Source organism: Salinicola sp. DM10, assembly GCF_017306975.2.
Classification (GTDB): domain Bacteria; phylum Pseudomonadota; class Gammaproteobacteria; order Pseudomonadales; family Halomonadaceae; genus Salinicola.
In genome coordinates this window covers 709,776-725,788 of record NZ_JAFLEN020000001.1, presented here as the reverse complement: position 1 = coordinate 725,788, position 16,013 = coordinate 709,776, and the positions used below count along the sequence as shown (strand labels likewise).

12 protein-coding genes are annotated in these 16,013 nt (G+C 58.2%); 11 read left to right on the top strand and 1 reads right to left on the bottom strand.

Annotation, left to right across the window (positions count from 1 at the left end; all coding sequences use genetic code 11):
* The first annotated feature begins 801 nt into the window (after positions 1-801).
* Entirely contained in the window at positions 802-2,400 is a 1,599-nt protein-coding gene (locus J0A90_RS03245) for an isocitrate lyase (protein ID WP_207030723.1), read from the top strand.
* A 286-nt stretch (positions 2,401-2,686) separates the two neighbouring features.
* Complete coding sequence (locus tag J0A90_RS03240; protein ID WP_207030724.1) at positions 2,687-3,910, top strand: aminoglycoside phosphotransferase family protein; 1,224 nt, start codon at positions 2,687-2,689, stop codon at positions 3,908-3,910.
* A 1,228-nt stretch (positions 3,911-5,138) separates the two neighbouring features.
* Here the strand turns inward: J0A90_RS03240 and J0A90_RS03235 are convergent.
* Complete coding sequence (locus tag J0A90_RS03235) at positions 5,139-5,594, bottom strand: transposase (protein WP_207030738.1); 456 nt, start codon at positions 5,592-5,594, stop codon at positions 5,139-5,141.
* A 342-nt stretch (positions 5,595-5,936) separates the two neighbouring features.
* On the opposite strand from J0A90_RS03235, the gene J0A90_RS03230 reads away from it, so the two are divergent.
* The 9 genes from J0A90_RS03230 to wecC all read left to right on the top strand — a co-directional run bounded on the left by J0A90_RS03230 (position 5,937) and on the right by wecC (position 15,984).
* The gene (locus J0A90_RS03230) at positions 5,937-7,700 is read left to right on the top strand and encodes an SLC13 family permease (protein ID WP_207030740.1); all 1,764 of its coding nucleotides are present in this window, start codon (positions 5,937-5,939) and stop codon (positions 7,698-7,700) included.
* Between the two features lie 381 nt (positions 7,701-8,081).
* Positions 8,082-8,498: a DVU3141 family protein gene (locus J0A90_RS03225; RefSeq protein ID WP_207030742.1), complete on the top strand. Its 417-nt coding sequence runs from the start codon at positions 8,082-8,084 to the stop codon at positions 8,496-8,498.
* A gap of 94 nt (positions 8,499-8,592) precedes the next feature.
* On the top strand, positions 8,593-10,347 hold the full coding sequence (locus tag J0A90_RS03220; protein ID WP_207030745.1) for a polysaccharide biosynthesis/export family protein: 1,755 nt from the start codon (positions 8,593-8,595) through the stop codon (positions 10,345-10,347).
* Positions 10,348-10,468: 121 nt separating this feature from the next.
* Positions 10,469-11,281: an ABC transporter permease gene (locus J0A90_RS03215; RefSeq protein ID WP_207030747.1), complete on the top strand. Its 813-nt coding sequence runs from the start codon at positions 10,469-10,471 to the stop codon at positions 11,279-11,281.
* Positions 11,282-11,294: 13 nt separating this feature from the next.
* Positions 11,295-11,960: an ABC transporter ATP-binding protein gene (locus J0A90_RS03210; protein WP_207030749.1), complete on the top strand. Its 666-nt coding sequence runs from the start codon at positions 11,295-11,297 to the stop codon at positions 11,958-11,960.
* Positions 11,961-11,983: 23 nt separating this feature from the next.
* Entirely contained in the window at positions 11,984-13,093 is a 1,110-nt protein-coding gene (locus J0A90_RS03205; RefSeq protein WP_233076459.1) for a chain-length determining protein, read from the top strand.
* A 4-nt stretch (positions 13,094-13,097) separates the two neighbouring features.
* A complete protein-coding gene (locus tag J0A90_RS03200) occupies positions 13,098-13,502 on the top strand; it encodes a hypothetical protein (RefSeq protein WP_207030753.1) in 405 nt (134 codons plus the stop codon).
* 70 nt (positions 13,503-13,572) lie between these two features.
* Positions 13,573-14,643, top strand: a complete 1,071-nt coding sequence (gene wecB / locus J0A90_RS03195; RefSeq protein ID WP_207030760.1) for a non-hydrolyzing UDP-N-acetylglucosamine 2-epimerase — start codon at positions 13,573-13,575, stop codon at positions 14,641-14,643.
* Between the two features lie 51 nt (positions 14,644-14,694).
* On the top strand, positions 14,695-15,984 hold the full coding sequence (gene wecC, locus J0A90_RS03190) for a UDP-N-acetyl-D-mannosamine dehydrogenase (protein WP_207030755.1): 1,290 nt from the start codon (positions 14,695-14,697) through the stop codon (positions 15,982-15,984).
* Positions 15,985-16,013 lie beyond the last annotated feature (29 nt).

Sequence of the window (16,013 nt, the reverse complement as noted above, 5' to 3'; positions counted from 1 at the left end):
CTGATCTTGTGCTGTGAGGTTATCGCTGCAGGTGACGTGCTCCAGCATTCGCGAGCAAAGCTCGCTCCTACAGCAGACACTATCCGACGCTGGTGGGTCTGGAGAAGGCGATACCACCAACCCCGCCAACGCCGCCCAGCACAGGATTTCGCCACGTGTAGGAGCGAGCTTGCTCGCGAAGAGCGAAGCCACCAACCCCGCCAACGCCGCCCAGCACAGGATTTCGCCACGTGTAGGAGCGAGCTTGCTCGCGAAGAGCGAAGCCACCAACCCCGCCAAAGTCGCCCAATGCGGGTGGTCCATTCCGTGGCGTTAAAGAGACGCTGCAGGGCGATATCGCGCCGCCACGTAGGAAATTAACGTCACTACGCTTGAAAATCGGCTAGCTCCTGTCCGACCAAGGTCGTAGAGGTGTTGTCGCGTCCGTGCTGGCTCGGTGTCGCTCGATGCGGCGTGGTTATCCGGGCGTTGTGCTCACAAGGTCATGATAAAACGAATGTTTTAATATGCGCCTCCGCTTATGCGGCGTCAGCCGGGCTTTTTGAAAAGCATTTTCACATCGCTGGATGGGTCGGGGTCATATGTCATACATGACTACAAAAACCGCTGAAACCGGCATTTTTCGGTAAAAGCCTTACCCCTACGCCACCGAAGTACTGATTGTGGGGCTGGGCTCCGAGCTTCCATAGTGACCTTGCCGAACGACGCTAGACGCAGCATTGGCAGAATTAAAACGCGCGTTTTTCGTCGTCACGATTTCGGCAGAGATAGTCACGAAGCCGACGCCCAAAGGAGTACAGCATGTCTATCTATCAGAGTGACCTCGACGCATTGAAGCGATTGTGTCGCGAGCAGGAAGGACGCTGGGACAATATCAATCCCGAATCGGTGGCACGCATGCGGGCACAGAACCGCTTTCGTACCGGGCTGGATATCGCCCGCTACACCGCCTCGATCATGCGCCGCGACATGCGTGAGTACGACCGTGACCCGTCTCGCTACACGCAGTCCCTGGGCTGCTGGCACGGGTTCATCGGTCAGCAGAAGATGATCTCGATCAAGAAGCACCATGGCACCACCCAAGGGCGCTACCTCTACCTCTCCGGATGGATGATCGCCGCTCTGCGCTCGGAATTCGGCCCCCTGCCGGATCAGTCGATGCATGAAAAGACCGCCGTGCCGGCGCTGATCGAAGAGCTTTACACCTTCCTGCGTCAGGCCGATGCGCGGGAACTCACGCACCTTTTCCGTGAACTGGATCAGGCACGCAAGCAGGGCAACGAGGTCGCAGCGCGGGGCGTGCTCGAGAAGATCGATAACTTCGAAACCCACGTGGTGCCGATCATTGCCGATATCGATGCCGGCTTCGGCAACGAGGAGGCCACCTACCTGCTGGCCAAGAAGATGATCGAAGCCGGTGCCTGCTGCATCCAGCTCGAGAACCAGGTCTCCGACGCCAAGCAGTGCGGGCATCAGGACGGCAAGGTCACCGTGCCGCACGAGGACTTCGTCGCCAAGATCAACGCCGTGCGCCACGCCTTCCTGGAGCTGGGGGTGGATGAGGGGGTGATCGTCGCGCGGACCGACTCGCTGGGCGCCGGTCTGACCCAGAAGCTGCCGGTGAGCAAGGAGCCGGACGATCTGGCCCATCAGTACAACAGCTTCCTCTACACCGTGCCGATCTGCAGCGCCGATGATCTCGACGAAGGCGATAGCGTGATCAAACTCGACGGCGACCTGCGCAAGCCGCTGCGACTGGCCAATGGCCTCTACCGCTTCCGCTCGGACACCGGCGAAGACCGGGTTGTGCTGGACTGCATCAACGCGCTGCAGAACGGGGCGGACCTTCTGTGGATCGAGACCGAGAAGCCGCACATCGGCCAGATCGCCGGCATGGTCGACCGGATCCGTGCGGTGGTGCCGGATGCCAAGCTGGTCTACAACAATTCGCCGTCGTTCAACTGGACGCTCAACTTCCGCCAGCAGGTCTTCGACCGCTGGGAGAGCGAAGGCCGGGATCTCTCCGCCTACGAGCGTGCCCAACTGATGAGCGCCGAGTACGACGACTCCGAGCTGGCGGCGGAAGCCGACCGCTGGGTGCAGAACTTCCAGCGCGATGCTTCCCGGGAGGCCGGTGTGTTCCATCATCTGATCACACTGCCGACCTACCACACGGCAGCGCTCTCCACCGATGAACTGGCCCAGGGCTATTTCGGTGAAGAAGGCATGCTCGCTTACGTGGCCGGGGTGCAGCGCCAGGAGATCCGTCGCGGCATGGCGTCGGTCAAGCATCAGGACATGGCCGGCTCCAACATCGGCGACGATCACAAGGAGTACTTCTCCGGCGCCGCTGCACTCAAGGCTGGTGGTACGCACAATACCATGAACCAGTTCGGCTGAGACTGGCTGCCCGCCAAGACACCGCGTGATCCGCGTTTTACCCTGGCCCCGGCGATCCCGGGGCTGGTTTTTTCTCGTCTGCTTCCCACCTCGATGACCGCCATTTTCCTGAAGACGCACGCTCTTGCGATGACGCACTTTTTCACGAAGACGAATGCTTCAACTTCTTCATACCCGACATGACGGAGGGCCTCCCCCGTGGTAATGGATCTCGAAAATGGTTCCTGATCGCGGCCTTACGGCGCGCTAGATTGCCCCGAAACGACAGCGGATCGGCGGGGGCAACATGTTCGGTTTCGTGGATCATATCGATGCCGGTGGCGTGGCTGGCTGGTGTGTCGGCAGAGGAACCCAGCCGCTGCCAGGAAGAGGGCGCTGGGCATCCCGCGTGGTAGTGGTCTCGGTCAATGATGTCGATCGCTTCAGCGCCTTCTGCCAGGACCCCAGGCCAGACGTGGTACGCGCCGGGGCCGCGCGTGACCCCCACGTCGGCTTTCGCGCGCCGCTGGCGCTGAAGCCGGGCGATCTGGTGCGCGTGCGCTTCGGTCTCGGCGGCCACATGCTGCAGAACGGCGTGGCGGTGATCGGCGATGAGCCATTGCGCGGCCGCGCCAACGACTCGGGCTTCATGCCGCTGACGCCCTATGGCGGGCTGGATGCCTATCGCCAGCTGCTCGAGCCGCTGCGTGCCCGCTTCAAGATCGAGGCCTTCCGCCCGCTGTTCGGTCAGACCGGTAAGCTGGCCGCCATGGCGCTGCAGACGCCTGAAGGGCGCACGGTGGTGCCCATGGGCATGCCAGCGGCACGCGCCCGGCGCCAGGCGCATCTCTACCGTGAGCTATTGGCACCTCATCGGGTCGCTTGCCCGGCGCTCTCGCTGCGGGTCGATGCCGCGGGCGGTGTCCTGCTGTGTGCCGATTATGTCGCCGGCATCACCCTGGACAAGCACGGGCTGACCGACACGCGGGCCATGCGCACGACCATCGAGTGGGCCAAGCGCCTCAACGACCTGAAGCCGACCCCGGCGCTGGTCGCGCAACTGCGCGAACGCCATCACGCCGACCGCCTGATCGCGCGTAGCTGGCGCCAGCTGCTGGTGGGGCGGCGGGGCGGCGATCTGCGGCTGATCCTGGCCATGCTGTGGCGCGCCGGCGGGCTGCCGCGGGTCTTCTCCCATGGTGACCTGCACCGGGAGAATGTCATCGTCGACGCGAGCAGCGGGCGGCCACTGCTGATCGACTGGGACAACGCCGGCCTGCTCCCGCTCGGTGCCGATCTGGCGCGACTACTGCTCGGTGTGCCGCCACACCGGGCCGAAGCCTGGATCGGCGGCTCGCGGCAGCTACGCCTGGGCTGGGTCATCTTCACGTATCTCTCCCTGGCCCTGCGCCAGACCGACTTCATCGGCAGTGCGGACGCCAGCTACCTGGCCCAGCGCTTCCAGCAGCTTTCCCGCCCAACGGCCGCGTCCCAGCCATCGCCGCCAGGAGTCAGAAGCGGCCCCCTTTAGGCGCGAGCTTGCTCGCGAAGGGCGTGCCACCAACCGCAGACATCGTCACCTGTAGGAGCGAGCTTGCTCGCGAAGGGCGCGGCACCAACCGCAGATATCGCCACGTGCACACGAATCGGCCACGGCCTTGGTCTCATGCCGTGTGGGGCATCTTCGAAGGCGGCATGGTCCCTCATTCGCGAGCAGAGCTCGCTCCTACAGCAGACACGACCTCGCCATCGTGGATAGTGAAGAGGGTAATGACATCATCCCCAGTCACCATCATCCACCATAGGCGCCGGCCACCTGTAGGAGCGAGCTTGCTCGCGAAGGGCGTGCCACCAACCGCAGACATCGTCACCTGTAGGAGCGAGCTTGCTCGCGAAGGGCGCGGCACCAACCGAAGACATCGTCACCTGCACACGAATCGGCCACGGCCTTGGTCTCATGCCGTGGGGGTATCTTTGAAGGTGGCCTGATCCCCCATTCGCGAGCGGAGCTCGCTCCTACAGCAGACACGACCTCGCCATAGTGGATAGTGAAGAGGGTAATGACATCATCCCCAGTCACCATCATCCACCATAGGCGCCGGCCACCTGTAGGAGCGAGCTTGCTCGCGAAGGGCGCGCCACAAACCGCAGAGATCGCCACCTGCACACGAAGGGGCCACGGCCTTGGTCTCATGCCGCGTGGGGGATCTTTGAAAGCGGCATGGTCCTCCATTCGCGAGCGGAGCTCGCTCCTACAGCAGACACGATCTCGCCATCGTGGATAGTGAAGAGGGCAATGACGCCATCCCCAGTCACCGTCATCCACGATATGCACCGGCCACCTGTAGGAGCGAGCTTGCTCGCGAGGGGCGTGCCACCAACCGCAGAGATCATCACCTGTAGGAGCGAGCTTGCTCGCGAAGGGCGCGCCACTAGCCGAAGACATCGCCAACTGCACATGGAGCGGCCATGACCTTGGTCTCATGCCGCGTGGGGGATCTTTGAAAGCGGCATGACCCCCCATTCGCGAGCGGAGCTCGCTCCTACAGCAGACACGATCTCGCCATCGTGGATAGTGAAGAGGGCAATGACGCCATCCCCAGTCACCATCATCCACCATAGGCACCGGCCACCTGTAGGAGCGAGCCTGCTCGCGAAGGGCGCGCCACCAGCCACAGAGATCATCACCTGTAGGAGCGAGCTTGCTCGCGAAGGGTAAAGCCACCAACGGCGGAAATCGCCACCAGCGGCGGAAGCGTCTAAAGCCATGCGGCGTCCCAGAGCGGATAGTCCGCTAGGCTTCGCGTGAGACCCGCCCTCAGGGGATTGGCGACGATATAGCGCGCCACATCACGCAGGTCCTCCTCACGGCGCAGGGCGCGTTCGTGATAACCGGCTTGCCATACCTGCCCACGCCGACCCAGATGTCGGTTGATCTCTCTGGCGCTACGCGATTTGACCCGCTGCAGAAGCCGGGAAAGATCCCCTTGTTCCAACTGCAGCAGCCAGTGCCAGTGATCGGGCATGATCACCCAGCACAGCGAGGTGGCCCGACCCTGACATTGGGCCAGATAGATTTCGCGTGCCAGCGTCTGCCCGGCAGCGAAATCATGGAACCAAGCTTGGCGCTGGCAGGTGACCACGGTCACCGAGTAAATCCTGCCGATTTCGGAATGCCGGCCTCGGCGCAGATGCGAGGTGTGATAGCGCTCCATGAGCCTCTCCTGGCTGATTGATGGCGGCTGTCTACCTCTACATCGGCAGATGGACCCTGTAACCGAGATACTGGGGCAAAACAGTAACATGAAGATTACCAGCGACTGTCGCGATTCGCGGACAGTCGCAAGACAAATCCTGACGTTTTATTCACCTTTCGTAGAGCACTTTACGTAGCGTTATCACACTTGTGTGCCTAGAATCGCGGTTCTGTCGACACGTGAAATCGATTCATTGAAATCGGCATAACGTCATAACTCAAAGGCGTTAATCGAGCGATTTAGGCGTAAAAGTCACGCCGTGAGTTTCGGCATCGATAACGGTAGGGAGGAAGAGTTGGCATGGGTATCGATGCCTACTTGAGCATGGCGGCCGTGGTTGCGGTCCTGGGTACACTGGTCTTCACGCGCATCGCGCCGGACGCCATTCTGGTCGGCGCCATGGCGTTTCTGATCTTCACCGATGTGCTCACGCCGCAGCAGGCGCTGGCGGGCTTCGCCAATACCGGGGTGATGACCATCGCCGCGCTCTACGTGGTGGCGGCAGCACTCAAGGAGACCGGGGCGATCAAGTGGATCGCCAGCCTGCTGCTCGGCCAGCCGAGCACGCTGCGCCGGGCCCAATGGCGGGTGATGCTGCCGGCATCGGTACTGAGCGCCTTCATGAACAACACCACCGTAGTGGCGATGTTCATTCCCGCGATCCAGGACTGGTCCGGCCGCCTGCGCCTGCCACCTTCCAAACTGCTGCTGCCGCTCAGCTATATCTCCATTCTCGGCGGGACTTGCACCCTGATTGGCACCAGCACCAACCTGGTGGTCGATGGCCTGCTGCAGAGCCGCCACGGTATCTCGCTGGGCATGTTCGAACTCACCTGGGTGGGCCTGCCGATCCTGATCGTGGGGGGCGGCTTCATCCTGCTGTTCGCCGGCTGGCTGCTGCCCCAGCGCGATGGCACCAGCTCGCAGCTCGACCAGATCCGCGAGTATAGCGTCGAGGTCGACGTACAGGCCGGCGGGCCGCTGGTGGGCAAGAGTATTGCCGAGGCGGGGCTGCGCAACCTGCAGTTCGGCTATCTCACCGATATCCAGCGCGGAGACGAGCTGATGGCTGCGGTGCCGCCAGAAACCAAGCTGCAGGCAGACGACACCCTGATCTTCGTCGGCGCGCCCGAATGCGCCCGTGAGCTGCGCGAAGTGCGCGGCCTGGTACCCACCAACGGCAACGTGCAGAAGCTGGAGATCGCCCACCACCGGCGCTGTCTGGTCGAGGCGGTGATCAGCCCCGATTTCACCGCGATCGGCCAGAGCGTGCGCGAATCGCGTTTCCGCTCGCGCTTCCAGGCGGTGATTCTCTCCATCTCCCGCCACGGGCGGCGGCTGGAAGGCAAGCTGGGTGACGTCGAGTTCCAGGTCGGCGACACCCTGCTGCTGGAGACCGGGCAGCAGTTCGTCGAGCAGTACCGCTACCGCAAGGATTTCCTGCTGGTCAGCCAGCTCAACGACTCCACGCCGCCCAACTTCCAGAAGGCGCCGCTCTCGCTGGGTATTCTCGGGGTCATGGTGCTGCTCAGCGCTACCAACCTGACCTCGATTCTCGAAGCGGCCTTTCTCGCCGCCGGCGCCATGCTGGTGAGCGGCTGCCTGACCATGGGCAAGGCGCGCCGCTATATCGATCTCTCCGTGCTGATCGTAATCGCCGCCTCGTTCTCGCTGGGCACTGCGATGAGTGAGTCCGGCGCCGCGCGGGCCATCGCCGAGCAGGTGGTGGGGCAGATCCATACCCCCTGGCTGGCGCTGCTCTTCGTCTACGTGATGACTGTTCTGTTCACCGAGATGATCACCAACAACGCCGCCGCGGTGCTGATGTTTCCCATCGCCATGGCGGTCTCCGATCAGCTCGGGGTCGACTTCATGCCGTTCGTCATTGCCGTCACCATTGCTGCCTCGGCCAGCTTCATGACCGCGCTGGGCTACCAAACCAACCTCATGGTGATGGGCCCCGGTGGCTACCGCATGCACGACTACCTCAAGCTTGGCGTGCCGCTCAGCCTGATCGTCGGCCTGGTCAGCGTCACCCTGATACCGCTGATCTGGCACTTCTAGTCGCGGTGCCAATATTAGCATCTGCAGATAAATGGCGGGCTCTCAGCAGGAGCTAGTGCGCTCGCTAAGGGGCATGACATCGGCGTCGCCACTGCCACAAGGCTCGGACTAGCCCTCTACATGGCAAATAAGAGGAATTCGTCTCAACGGTAGGCAAATCGGGCCCGGCCCAATACAATCGTGTGCCTTGAGGGCCATGGATTCGGCCTACTGAATGTATCAATGTGTTCGAGGGCAGGGATCTTGCCACCGGTTATTTTTTTGGACTGCCCTAATGCTTCGGGCCTAATCCATTCCTGCAGACCGATGCCACTGCACGTATCGGGCATGTGCCCGTGCGCCGGGGCTCGGTGTCCTAGTCAATCGGGTTGATCACAAAACATGTCTAACGCTTTCCATGGGGTGTCCCGCCGCGTCGGTCGGTTAGGGAAGTTCTTCCAGCTGGGGGTGCTCTCCGTCGCCATCGCCGGATGCGCTACGCAGAGCCAGCAGGGTATTCACAACGTGCAGAACATGCGTGGTGGTACCGCGCTCGGCCCCGAGATCTCCACCTTTCTCGATAACGCCACACCCGGCAGCATCGCCGCCTTCCCCAAGAGCCCATGGGGCTCGAACGTTTCGGTGATCGTTCAGGAGCGCTACTTCGCCGCCAGCGGCAGGCTCTGCGCGCATCTGGATATCGCACGCCAGAGCGGGGCGGCGCTGCATCAGGCCGAAGTCGCCTGTCTGGTCAAGGACAATGGCTGGTTCTCGCAGCGCCTAGTGACCCAAGTGCTGCCCGCGACCAGCAATCAGTAACAAAAATCCGCTGCAACCGCGCCCAGCGAGCCGAGTATCGTCAGTGACGACTCAGGCGGCGCGGAAGCCGCACGAACACCACAGGAAGTCTTGCATGAAACGTGCAGCATCGTTTTTCCGGGCCGGGTGCCTGGTGGCGGTAGCGTGCCTGAACGCCAACCTGGCGAGCGCGCAATCCTTCGATTCGGGTAGCGATATCCTCCCGCAGGGCCAGCAGGCCCAGTCCATGACCATGCAGCCCCAGGGCGCCAATGGCCAGAACGCCCAGCAGGCGGCGCAGGCGGTGGATGACACCCCGCGTGCCAACTGGAACAGCGATCAGTACGGGCCGGTTGACCCCAATCAGGCACAGATCGACCCCAATATGCTGCCGCCCTTCGGCGCCAACCTCTTCACTGGCGGTTTCCGTGGTGTCATGGCCGACGGGCTCAACCCCGCCTACACCATCAAGCCGGGCGACCAGATCAACCTGCGCGTCTGGGGCGGGGTAGAACTGCAGCAGGTACTGACGGTGGACTCCCAGGGTAACGTGTTCCTGCCGGGTATCGGCCCGCTCAACGTTCAGGGCACCTCCAATAGCGAGCTCAACAAGCGGGTCACCTCTGCGATCAAGTCCGTCTACCCGGAAAACGTGCAGGTCTACACCAATCTGCAGGGCGTGCAGCCGGTGGGCGTGTTCGTGACCGGCTACGTCAAGAATCCTGGCCGTTACTCCGGCACCCCCAGCGACTCCATTCTCTACTTCCTCGATCAGGCCGGCGGCATCGAACAGGCGCTGGGCAGCTATCGCCAGATCGTGGTCAAGCGTAACGGCCGCGCGATCGAAACGGTCGATCTCTACGATTTCCTGATCAACGGCAACATGCCGCGCACTCAGTTCCGCGATGGCGATACCGTGGTGGTGGAGCAGCGCGGCCCGGCGGTCGCCGTGGTCGGTGATGTCGAAAAACCCTTCCGCTACGAGCTGGCGGGCGAACAGCTCACCGGTGGCGATGTGACCAACCTCGCGCGCCTGCGCGCCGGCGTCTCTCATGTGCTGCTGCGCGGCAGTCGCCCCAGCGGCCCCATCGCGCGTTACCTGACGTTGAGCGAGTTCCGCGAAGCCAACGTCGAGAAAGGCGATGAAGTGCTGTTCAGCGCCGACCAGCGCGCCGAAAGCATCGTCGTGCAGGTAGAGGGCAGCTACTACGGCCCCTCGCGCTACGTGCTGCCGCGTGATGCCCATCTGGGGGAATTCCTCAACGCGATCAGCGTGCCCAAGAGCATGACCAGCTACAAGGACATCTCGATCCGCCGCGAGAGCGTCAAGGAGCAGCAGAAAGAGTCGCTCAACGAAAGCCTCGACCGGCTCGAGCAAACCTACCTGGGTTACCCATCGCGCACCGCCAAAGAAGGCGAGATCCAGGTTCGCCAGGCCGAGCTGATCCAGAAGTTCGTGCAGAAGGCGCGCCAAGCTCAGCCCACCGGACGCCTAGTCGTGGCCCGCGGCGACAATATTGCCGATGTGCGCCTGCAGGATGGCGACGTGATCACCATCCCCGAGATCTCCGACTCTGTACTGCTGAGCGGTGAAGTCACCATCCCGCAGGCGATGGTCTTTACCCCCGGCATGAGCGCAAGTGATTACATCCAGCAGGCGGGTGGCTTTACCCCGCGTGCGGATGATGACCAGGTACTGGTGGTTCACAAAAACGGTGCGGTGGTTCACGCCGGCGATACCAAGATCCGTGCCGGAGACGAGATCATGGTGCTGCCCGCCGCGCCGACCAGCAATATAGAGCTGGCCAGCAGTATTACCCAGATCCTCTACCAAGTGGCCGTGGCGACCAAGGTCGCGCTGGATCTCTAATAGCGAGCACAGGACCCAGCCCCGTCCCGGTGACGGGGCTTTTTCTTGGTGGGGGCATAAGGAGAAGACGTGAAGAGACACTGTTCAAGACGCTTTAAATTGAAGCCAGGGGGGAAGTGTCATGAGTGATGTGACCAACGCCTCTCAGTACAAGCCGAGAAGCGCGCTGCGCGTGACCTGGGATGTCTGGTCGGCAATGACCCTGCGCGAGTTCATCGCGCGCACGACCGCAGACCGCATGGCCTGGTTCTGGATGATCTTCGAGCCGCTAGCGACTATCGGCATCATGATTTTGATTCGCTCTCATTTAATGGGATCAAGACATATCTCTGGTGCGGATTTCGTGCCTTGGATGATCATTGGGCTGATGGGCTTTTATCTTTTCCGTGCCTGTATGATGCAACCAATGGGGGCGATCAGTGCCAATAAAGGGTTGTTTACCTATCGCCAAATCACGCCGTTCGATGCAGTTATCGTAAGATGCTACGTGGAAGGGATGTTGCAGAGCTTTGTCTTTCTGTTGTTTATTCTAATTGGTACTTTATTCAAGCTTAATATGGTGGCCCATCACGCTTTTGGCGTGATGATAGACTGGTTTTCGTTATGGGCGCTGGGGTCCGGGCTGGGAATTCTGTTCTCGGTCGTCAATAGCCTGGTTCCAGAGCTAGGGAAAATCATAAGGCTGATGACATTTCCATTGTTGATTCTTTCGGGTGTCATCCTTCCAGTCAGTATGGCCCCACATCAACTACAAGAGTATCTCGCCTGGAATCCGATTCTTCATGGATTGGAAAATATGAGGATCAACTATTTCGAGTATTATCACTCGATTGATGATATTGATATGACCTATCTCTGGTACTGGGCGTTAGGCAGCATGGTGCTAGGGTTGATGATGCATATTCGCTTTGCGCCACGCCTGAAGATGCTCTAAGAGAGGGTGAGGCATGATCGAAATCCAAAACCTCTATAAGCGCTATCATGGCCCCTTTGGCGGGGACTGGGTGCTGAAAGATATTAACTTGACTTTCCCTAATAATGTGAGCGTTGGCTTGATTGGCCGAAACGGCGCGGGTAAATCCACACTGTTACGCTTGATTGGTGGGATGGACTTTCCGGACAAAGGCACGATCAAGCGTAAGGCAAGGGTTTCCTGGCCTATCGGGCTGGCCGGTGGTTTCAAGGGCAGCATGACAGGTAGGCAAAACGTTAAGTTTGTCGCGCGCATCCATGGTGAGCGAAAAAATTTGCATGACCTTATTCAGCGAGTGCAGGACTTCGCCGAGATCGGTAAATCCTTCGATGAACCGGTAAGCACCTACTCCTCTGGTATGCGCTCACGTCTGGCCTTCGGCCTTTCCCTGGCGTTCGATTTCGATGTCTATCTCTCTGATGAAGCGACGGCAGTGGGGGATAGAGCCTTCAAGCAGAAGGCCAGTGATGCTTTCAAGGCTCGGGTCAATACCGCCAGCTTGATCATGGTCTCTCACAGCGAAGGCATCTTGAAAGATCTCTGCCAGGCGGGAGTGTTGTTAGAGAAGGGGGAAGCGACCTGGTATGACGACGTGAATGATGCCATCGCCCAATATCATGCCGGCTCCGGAAAGAAATAATTCTATTAAGTGGGATGTTTGACGTGAATAAACGGTTTAATCAAGTTGTGGGTGCTGCCAAGCGGCAGCCCCATTGGGCCATATGTATAATTTTCATTGCTGCGATCAGTTTTTATTGGGCGCTATGGGCGTCTGACCGCTATGTTTCTCATGCCCATGTGATTCTGGAAAGCCCGCAGATTTCCACACCAGAGCTGAGCTTTAGTTCGCTGCTTTCCGGCGGAGGCGGCAAGAATACCGCAGATATGTTGCTGTTGCGTGATTATATGCTTTCGACGGATATGCTTCATTATTTGGAAAAGAATGCCGATTTTCGGCAACATTATGCTAATCATGGCGATATTTTTAGCCGTTTGAATGACGAACAGGCGCCGACAGAAAAGCTGCTCGATTATTATCATGGAATAGCGCATGTGGAGCTTGATGAATACGCAGGTGTCTTGAGGCTTGATATTCAAGCATTCACACCCGAAGAGGCCAATAAAATTGCCAACCTGATGCTGCAGAAGGGCGAGCAGCATATGAACGAGATGGGGCAGCGGCTGGCAGAGCAGCAGGTCAAATTTCTTGAGAAGCAGACGAACGTATTGGAGCAACGCTTCGAGAAAACCCGCCAGGATCTATTGCAATTTGAAAACGAAAATGGTCTCGCTTCGCCCACTGCGACTGTAGAAAGCCTGGGAACTGTCGTCGCTAAACTGGAAGGCGAATTAGCAAGTCTTAAGGCCCAGCGTGCTGCCATGGCAAGCTATCAAAGCAAGAGTTCGCCGCAGATGGTGAGTTTGAAAAGCCAAATTACTGCCCTGGAAAATCAAATTGACGAGCAGAAAAAACGCCTGGCAGCACAGTCTGGCAATGCGCTAAATGCAGTATCTAGTGAATACCAGACATTGCAGCTACGCGCGCAGTTTGCCCAGCAGGCATATTCCGGCACGCTTGCTGCCTTGGAAAATACTCGGGTCGAGGCTGCTCGCCAACTCAAACAGCTTTCTGTGCTGCAGTCGCCGACGATGCCCGAGTATCCAGAAAAGCCAGAACGTGTCTATATGATTGCGGTATATACCGTAATTGCACTTTTTCTTACCCTGATTGTCAATATGTTGATCTTGATTGTTAGAGATCATAAGGATTAAGACGATGAATGCTATTGAAACGATACGGGGTGCCGAGCAATTCGTAGCCCAGTGGTATCTCGATCAATATCCTGACGTGGCGGCCACTGGAATGGATGCGGCAGTTCACTACTGCAAATATGGATGGCTGTTAGGGAGAGATCCCGGTCCAGGGTTTTCAACTTCGGACTATATTTCGAAGAACCCTGTCTGCCAGGAAAAAAACATAAATCCACTATTGCATTCTATACTTTGTGATGTGGCCGAACCTACGGCACTAAGTGAAGCTTCTCGTTCTAACGGACTCGATAATGTCGCTTCCAGGCATCATCGAATAGAGGCCCAGTTACACGAAACTCAAAAGTTGCTGGAGTGCTACTACTCCAAATATCAAGACCTGGAAATTGAAAAACTTTACGGAAGAAAGTGATACGAGGCTAGCAGTGGATACCAAACGCAAGATACTGACTGTTTTCGGCACGCGGCCGGAAGCCATCAAGATGGCACCCTTGGCACTTCGGTTGAATAATGATTCTCGCTTCGATGCTCGGGTTTGCGTTACTGCCCAGCACCGCGAGATGTTGGATCAGGTCTTGTCGCTGTTTGATTTGACGCCTGATTATGACCTTAACGTCATGAAACCCGGGCAAGATCTCAACGACGTAACCTGTGGTATTCTTCAAGGCTTGAAGCCAGTCTTAGAAGATTTCAAACCGGACGTGGTGCTTGTGCATGGCGATACAGCGACTACATTTGCAACCACTTTGGCTTGCTATTATCAGCAGGTGTCGGTAGGGCATGTCGAAGCCGGTCTGCGTACTGGCAATCTCTATTCGCCTTGGCCTGAAGAAGGGAACCGTAAATTGACGGGCGCTTTGGCAGCGATTCATTTTGCTCCGACTCCGACTTCCGAGCAAAATCTTCTCGCTGAAGGTGTCAAGCCAGAAACTGTATATATCACGGGTAACACGGTCATCGACGCACTACTTGATGTCGTGCGGAAATTAGATGCTAATGCCGCTCTTTCTGAAGAGCTCGCGGCTCGCTTCCCCATGCTCGAGAGTGACAAGAAATTGGTTCTGGTCACTGGGCATCGTCGAGAGAGTTTCGGCGGAGGGTTCGAACGCATTTGCGAAGCTTTGGCCCGTACTGCTACCGAGAACCCAGACGTACAAATTCTATATCCCGTTCACCTCAATCCGAATGTGCAAGAGCCTGTCAATCGGCTACTGGCGGGTATCGATAATGTCTATTTGATCGAGCCGCAGGAGTATCTACCCTTCGTTTACCTGATGAACCGGGCTCACGTCATCTTGACGGATTCAGGTGGTATACAGGAAGAGGCGCCGTCTCTCGGTAAACCTGTGCTGGTCATGCGGGAAACAACAGAACGCCCAGAAGCAGTGGAGGCAGGCACGGTCAAGCTCGTAGGAACAAATATTGACCTGATCGTGGATGAGCTGAATACGTTGCTGCGGGACAAGAAAGCGTACGAGGCGATGAGCTACGCGCACAACCCTTATGGTGATGGCAAAGCTTGTCAGCGTATTCTTGAAGCTTTAGGTCGATAATATTTCTTTTTTTAATATCGTTACAATGGTTTTGTAAAAAAGGGAAGTTTGATGAATTTTGAACGGATTTCGATGATTGGCTTGGGATATATTGGCCTGCCAACCGCTGCAGTATTCGCTTCGCGCAAGAAAAAAGTCATTGGTGTCGATATCAATCAGGCGGCAGTAGATACGATCAATAAGGGCGAGATTCACATCGTCGAACCCGAGCTGGATATGGTCGTTCACGCTGCGGTTACTCAAGGTTATCTCCGCGCCACGACGCAGCCAGAGCCCGCAGATGCCTTCCTTGTGGCAGTGCCCACGCCGTTTCACACCGATGAGAATGGCCAGAACCATAAAGCCGACCTCAGCTATATCGAATCTGCGGCAAAAGCGATTGCTCCCGTGCTGCAGCCCGGTAACTTGGTGGTACTCGAGTCTACCAGCCCAGTAGGCGCCACGGAGCAAATGGCAGCTTGGCTAGCAGAAGCTCGGCCAGACTTGACATTCCCACAGACTTACGGTGAAGACTCGGATATTCGGGTAGCGCATTGCCCCGAACGTGTTCTGCCGGGGCACGTTATTCGAGAACTCGTCGAGAACGACCGTGTGATCGGCGGTATGACACCGAAATGTGCGGAAGCCGCCTGTGCGCTATATAAAATAGTGGTAGAGGGGGAGTGTGTCCCTACTACGGCGCGCACGGCAGAAATGGCAAAGCTGACAGAAAATAGTTTCCGCGATGTCAATATCGCTTTTGCCAACGAGCTCTCTACCATCGCTCATGAACTCGAAATCAACGTCTGGGAACTCATTGCGCTAGCCAACCGGCACCCGCGAGTCAATATACTCTCTCCGGGGGCCGGTGTTGGCGGCCACTGTATTGCGGTTGATCCATGGTTCATTGTCGATGCATGCCCGGAGCAAGCAAAACTGATTCGCACCGCGCGGGAAGTCAATGACGCCAAACCTGAGTGGGTACTGCAGCGGGTGAAAAATGGCCTGGAGTACTATCATCAGCAGCATCCCGATGCCAAGCGTAGCGATCTCACAGTCGCCTGCTTAGGGGTTGCGTTCAAGCCTGATATCGATGATCTTCGCGAAAGCCCAGCCTTAGGTATTGCGGAAAAAATTGCCAATCTGGGGTGCCAGGTTCAAATTGTGGAGCCCAACATCCAGGCGGTGCCGCAGAGGCTGGCAAAGTCTAATGTACAGTTAGTCGACCTAGCGCAAGCATTGGTGCAAGCCGATGTGGTTTGCGTTCTGGTTAAGCACAAGCCTTTTGTAGAAAATTGTGACAAGTTAAGAAATAGAGATGCAGTTGTTGATGCGGTAGGTTTGCTAGGGAACGATTATTGATGCTGAGTAGTAGTTGATCTGAGCGCACT

Coding starts and splice junctions, on each gene's coding strand:
- J0A90_RS03200 (WP_207030753.1), top strand. CDS start 13,098: ATGAATGCTATTGAAACGATACGGGGTGCCGAGCAATTCGTAGCCCAG.
- J0A90_RS03240 (WP_207030724.1), top strand. CDS start 2,687: ATGTTCGGTTTCGTGGATCATATCGATGCCGGTGGCGTGGCTGGCTGG.
- J0A90_RS03235 (WP_207030738.1), bottom strand. CDS start 5,594: ATGGAGCGCTATCACACCTCGCATCTGCGCCGAGGCCGGCATTCCGAA.
- wecB (WP_207030760.1), top strand. CDS start 13,573: ATGGCACCCTTGGCACTTCGGTTGAATAATGATTCTCGCTTCGATGCT.
- J0A90_RS03225 (WP_207030742.1), top strand. CDS start 8,082: ATGTCTAACGCTTTCCATGGGGTGTCCCGCCGCGTCGGTCGGTTAGGG.
- J0A90_RS03215 (WP_207030747.1), top strand. CDS start 10,469: ATGAGTGATGTGACCAACGCCTCTCAGTACAAGCCGAGAAGCGCGCTG.
- J0A90_RS03220 (WP_207030745.1), top strand. CDS start 8,593: ATGAAACGTGCAGCATCGTTTTTCCGGGCCGGGTGCCTGGTGGCGGTA.
- J0A90_RS03230 (WP_207030740.1), top strand. CDS start 5,937: ATGGGTATCGATGCCTACTTGAGCATGGCGGCCGTGGTTGCGGTCCTG.
- J0A90_RS03245 (WP_207030723.1), top strand. CDS start 802: ATGTCTATCTATCAGAGTGACCTCGACGCATTGAAGCGATTGTGTCGC.
- wecC (WP_207030755.1), top strand. CDS start 14,695: ATGAATTTTGAACGGATTTCGATGATTGGCTTGGGATATATTGGCCTG.
- J0A90_RS03210 (WP_207030749.1), top strand. CDS start 11,295: ATGATCGAAATCCAAAACCTCTATAAGCGCTATCATGGCCCCTTTGGC.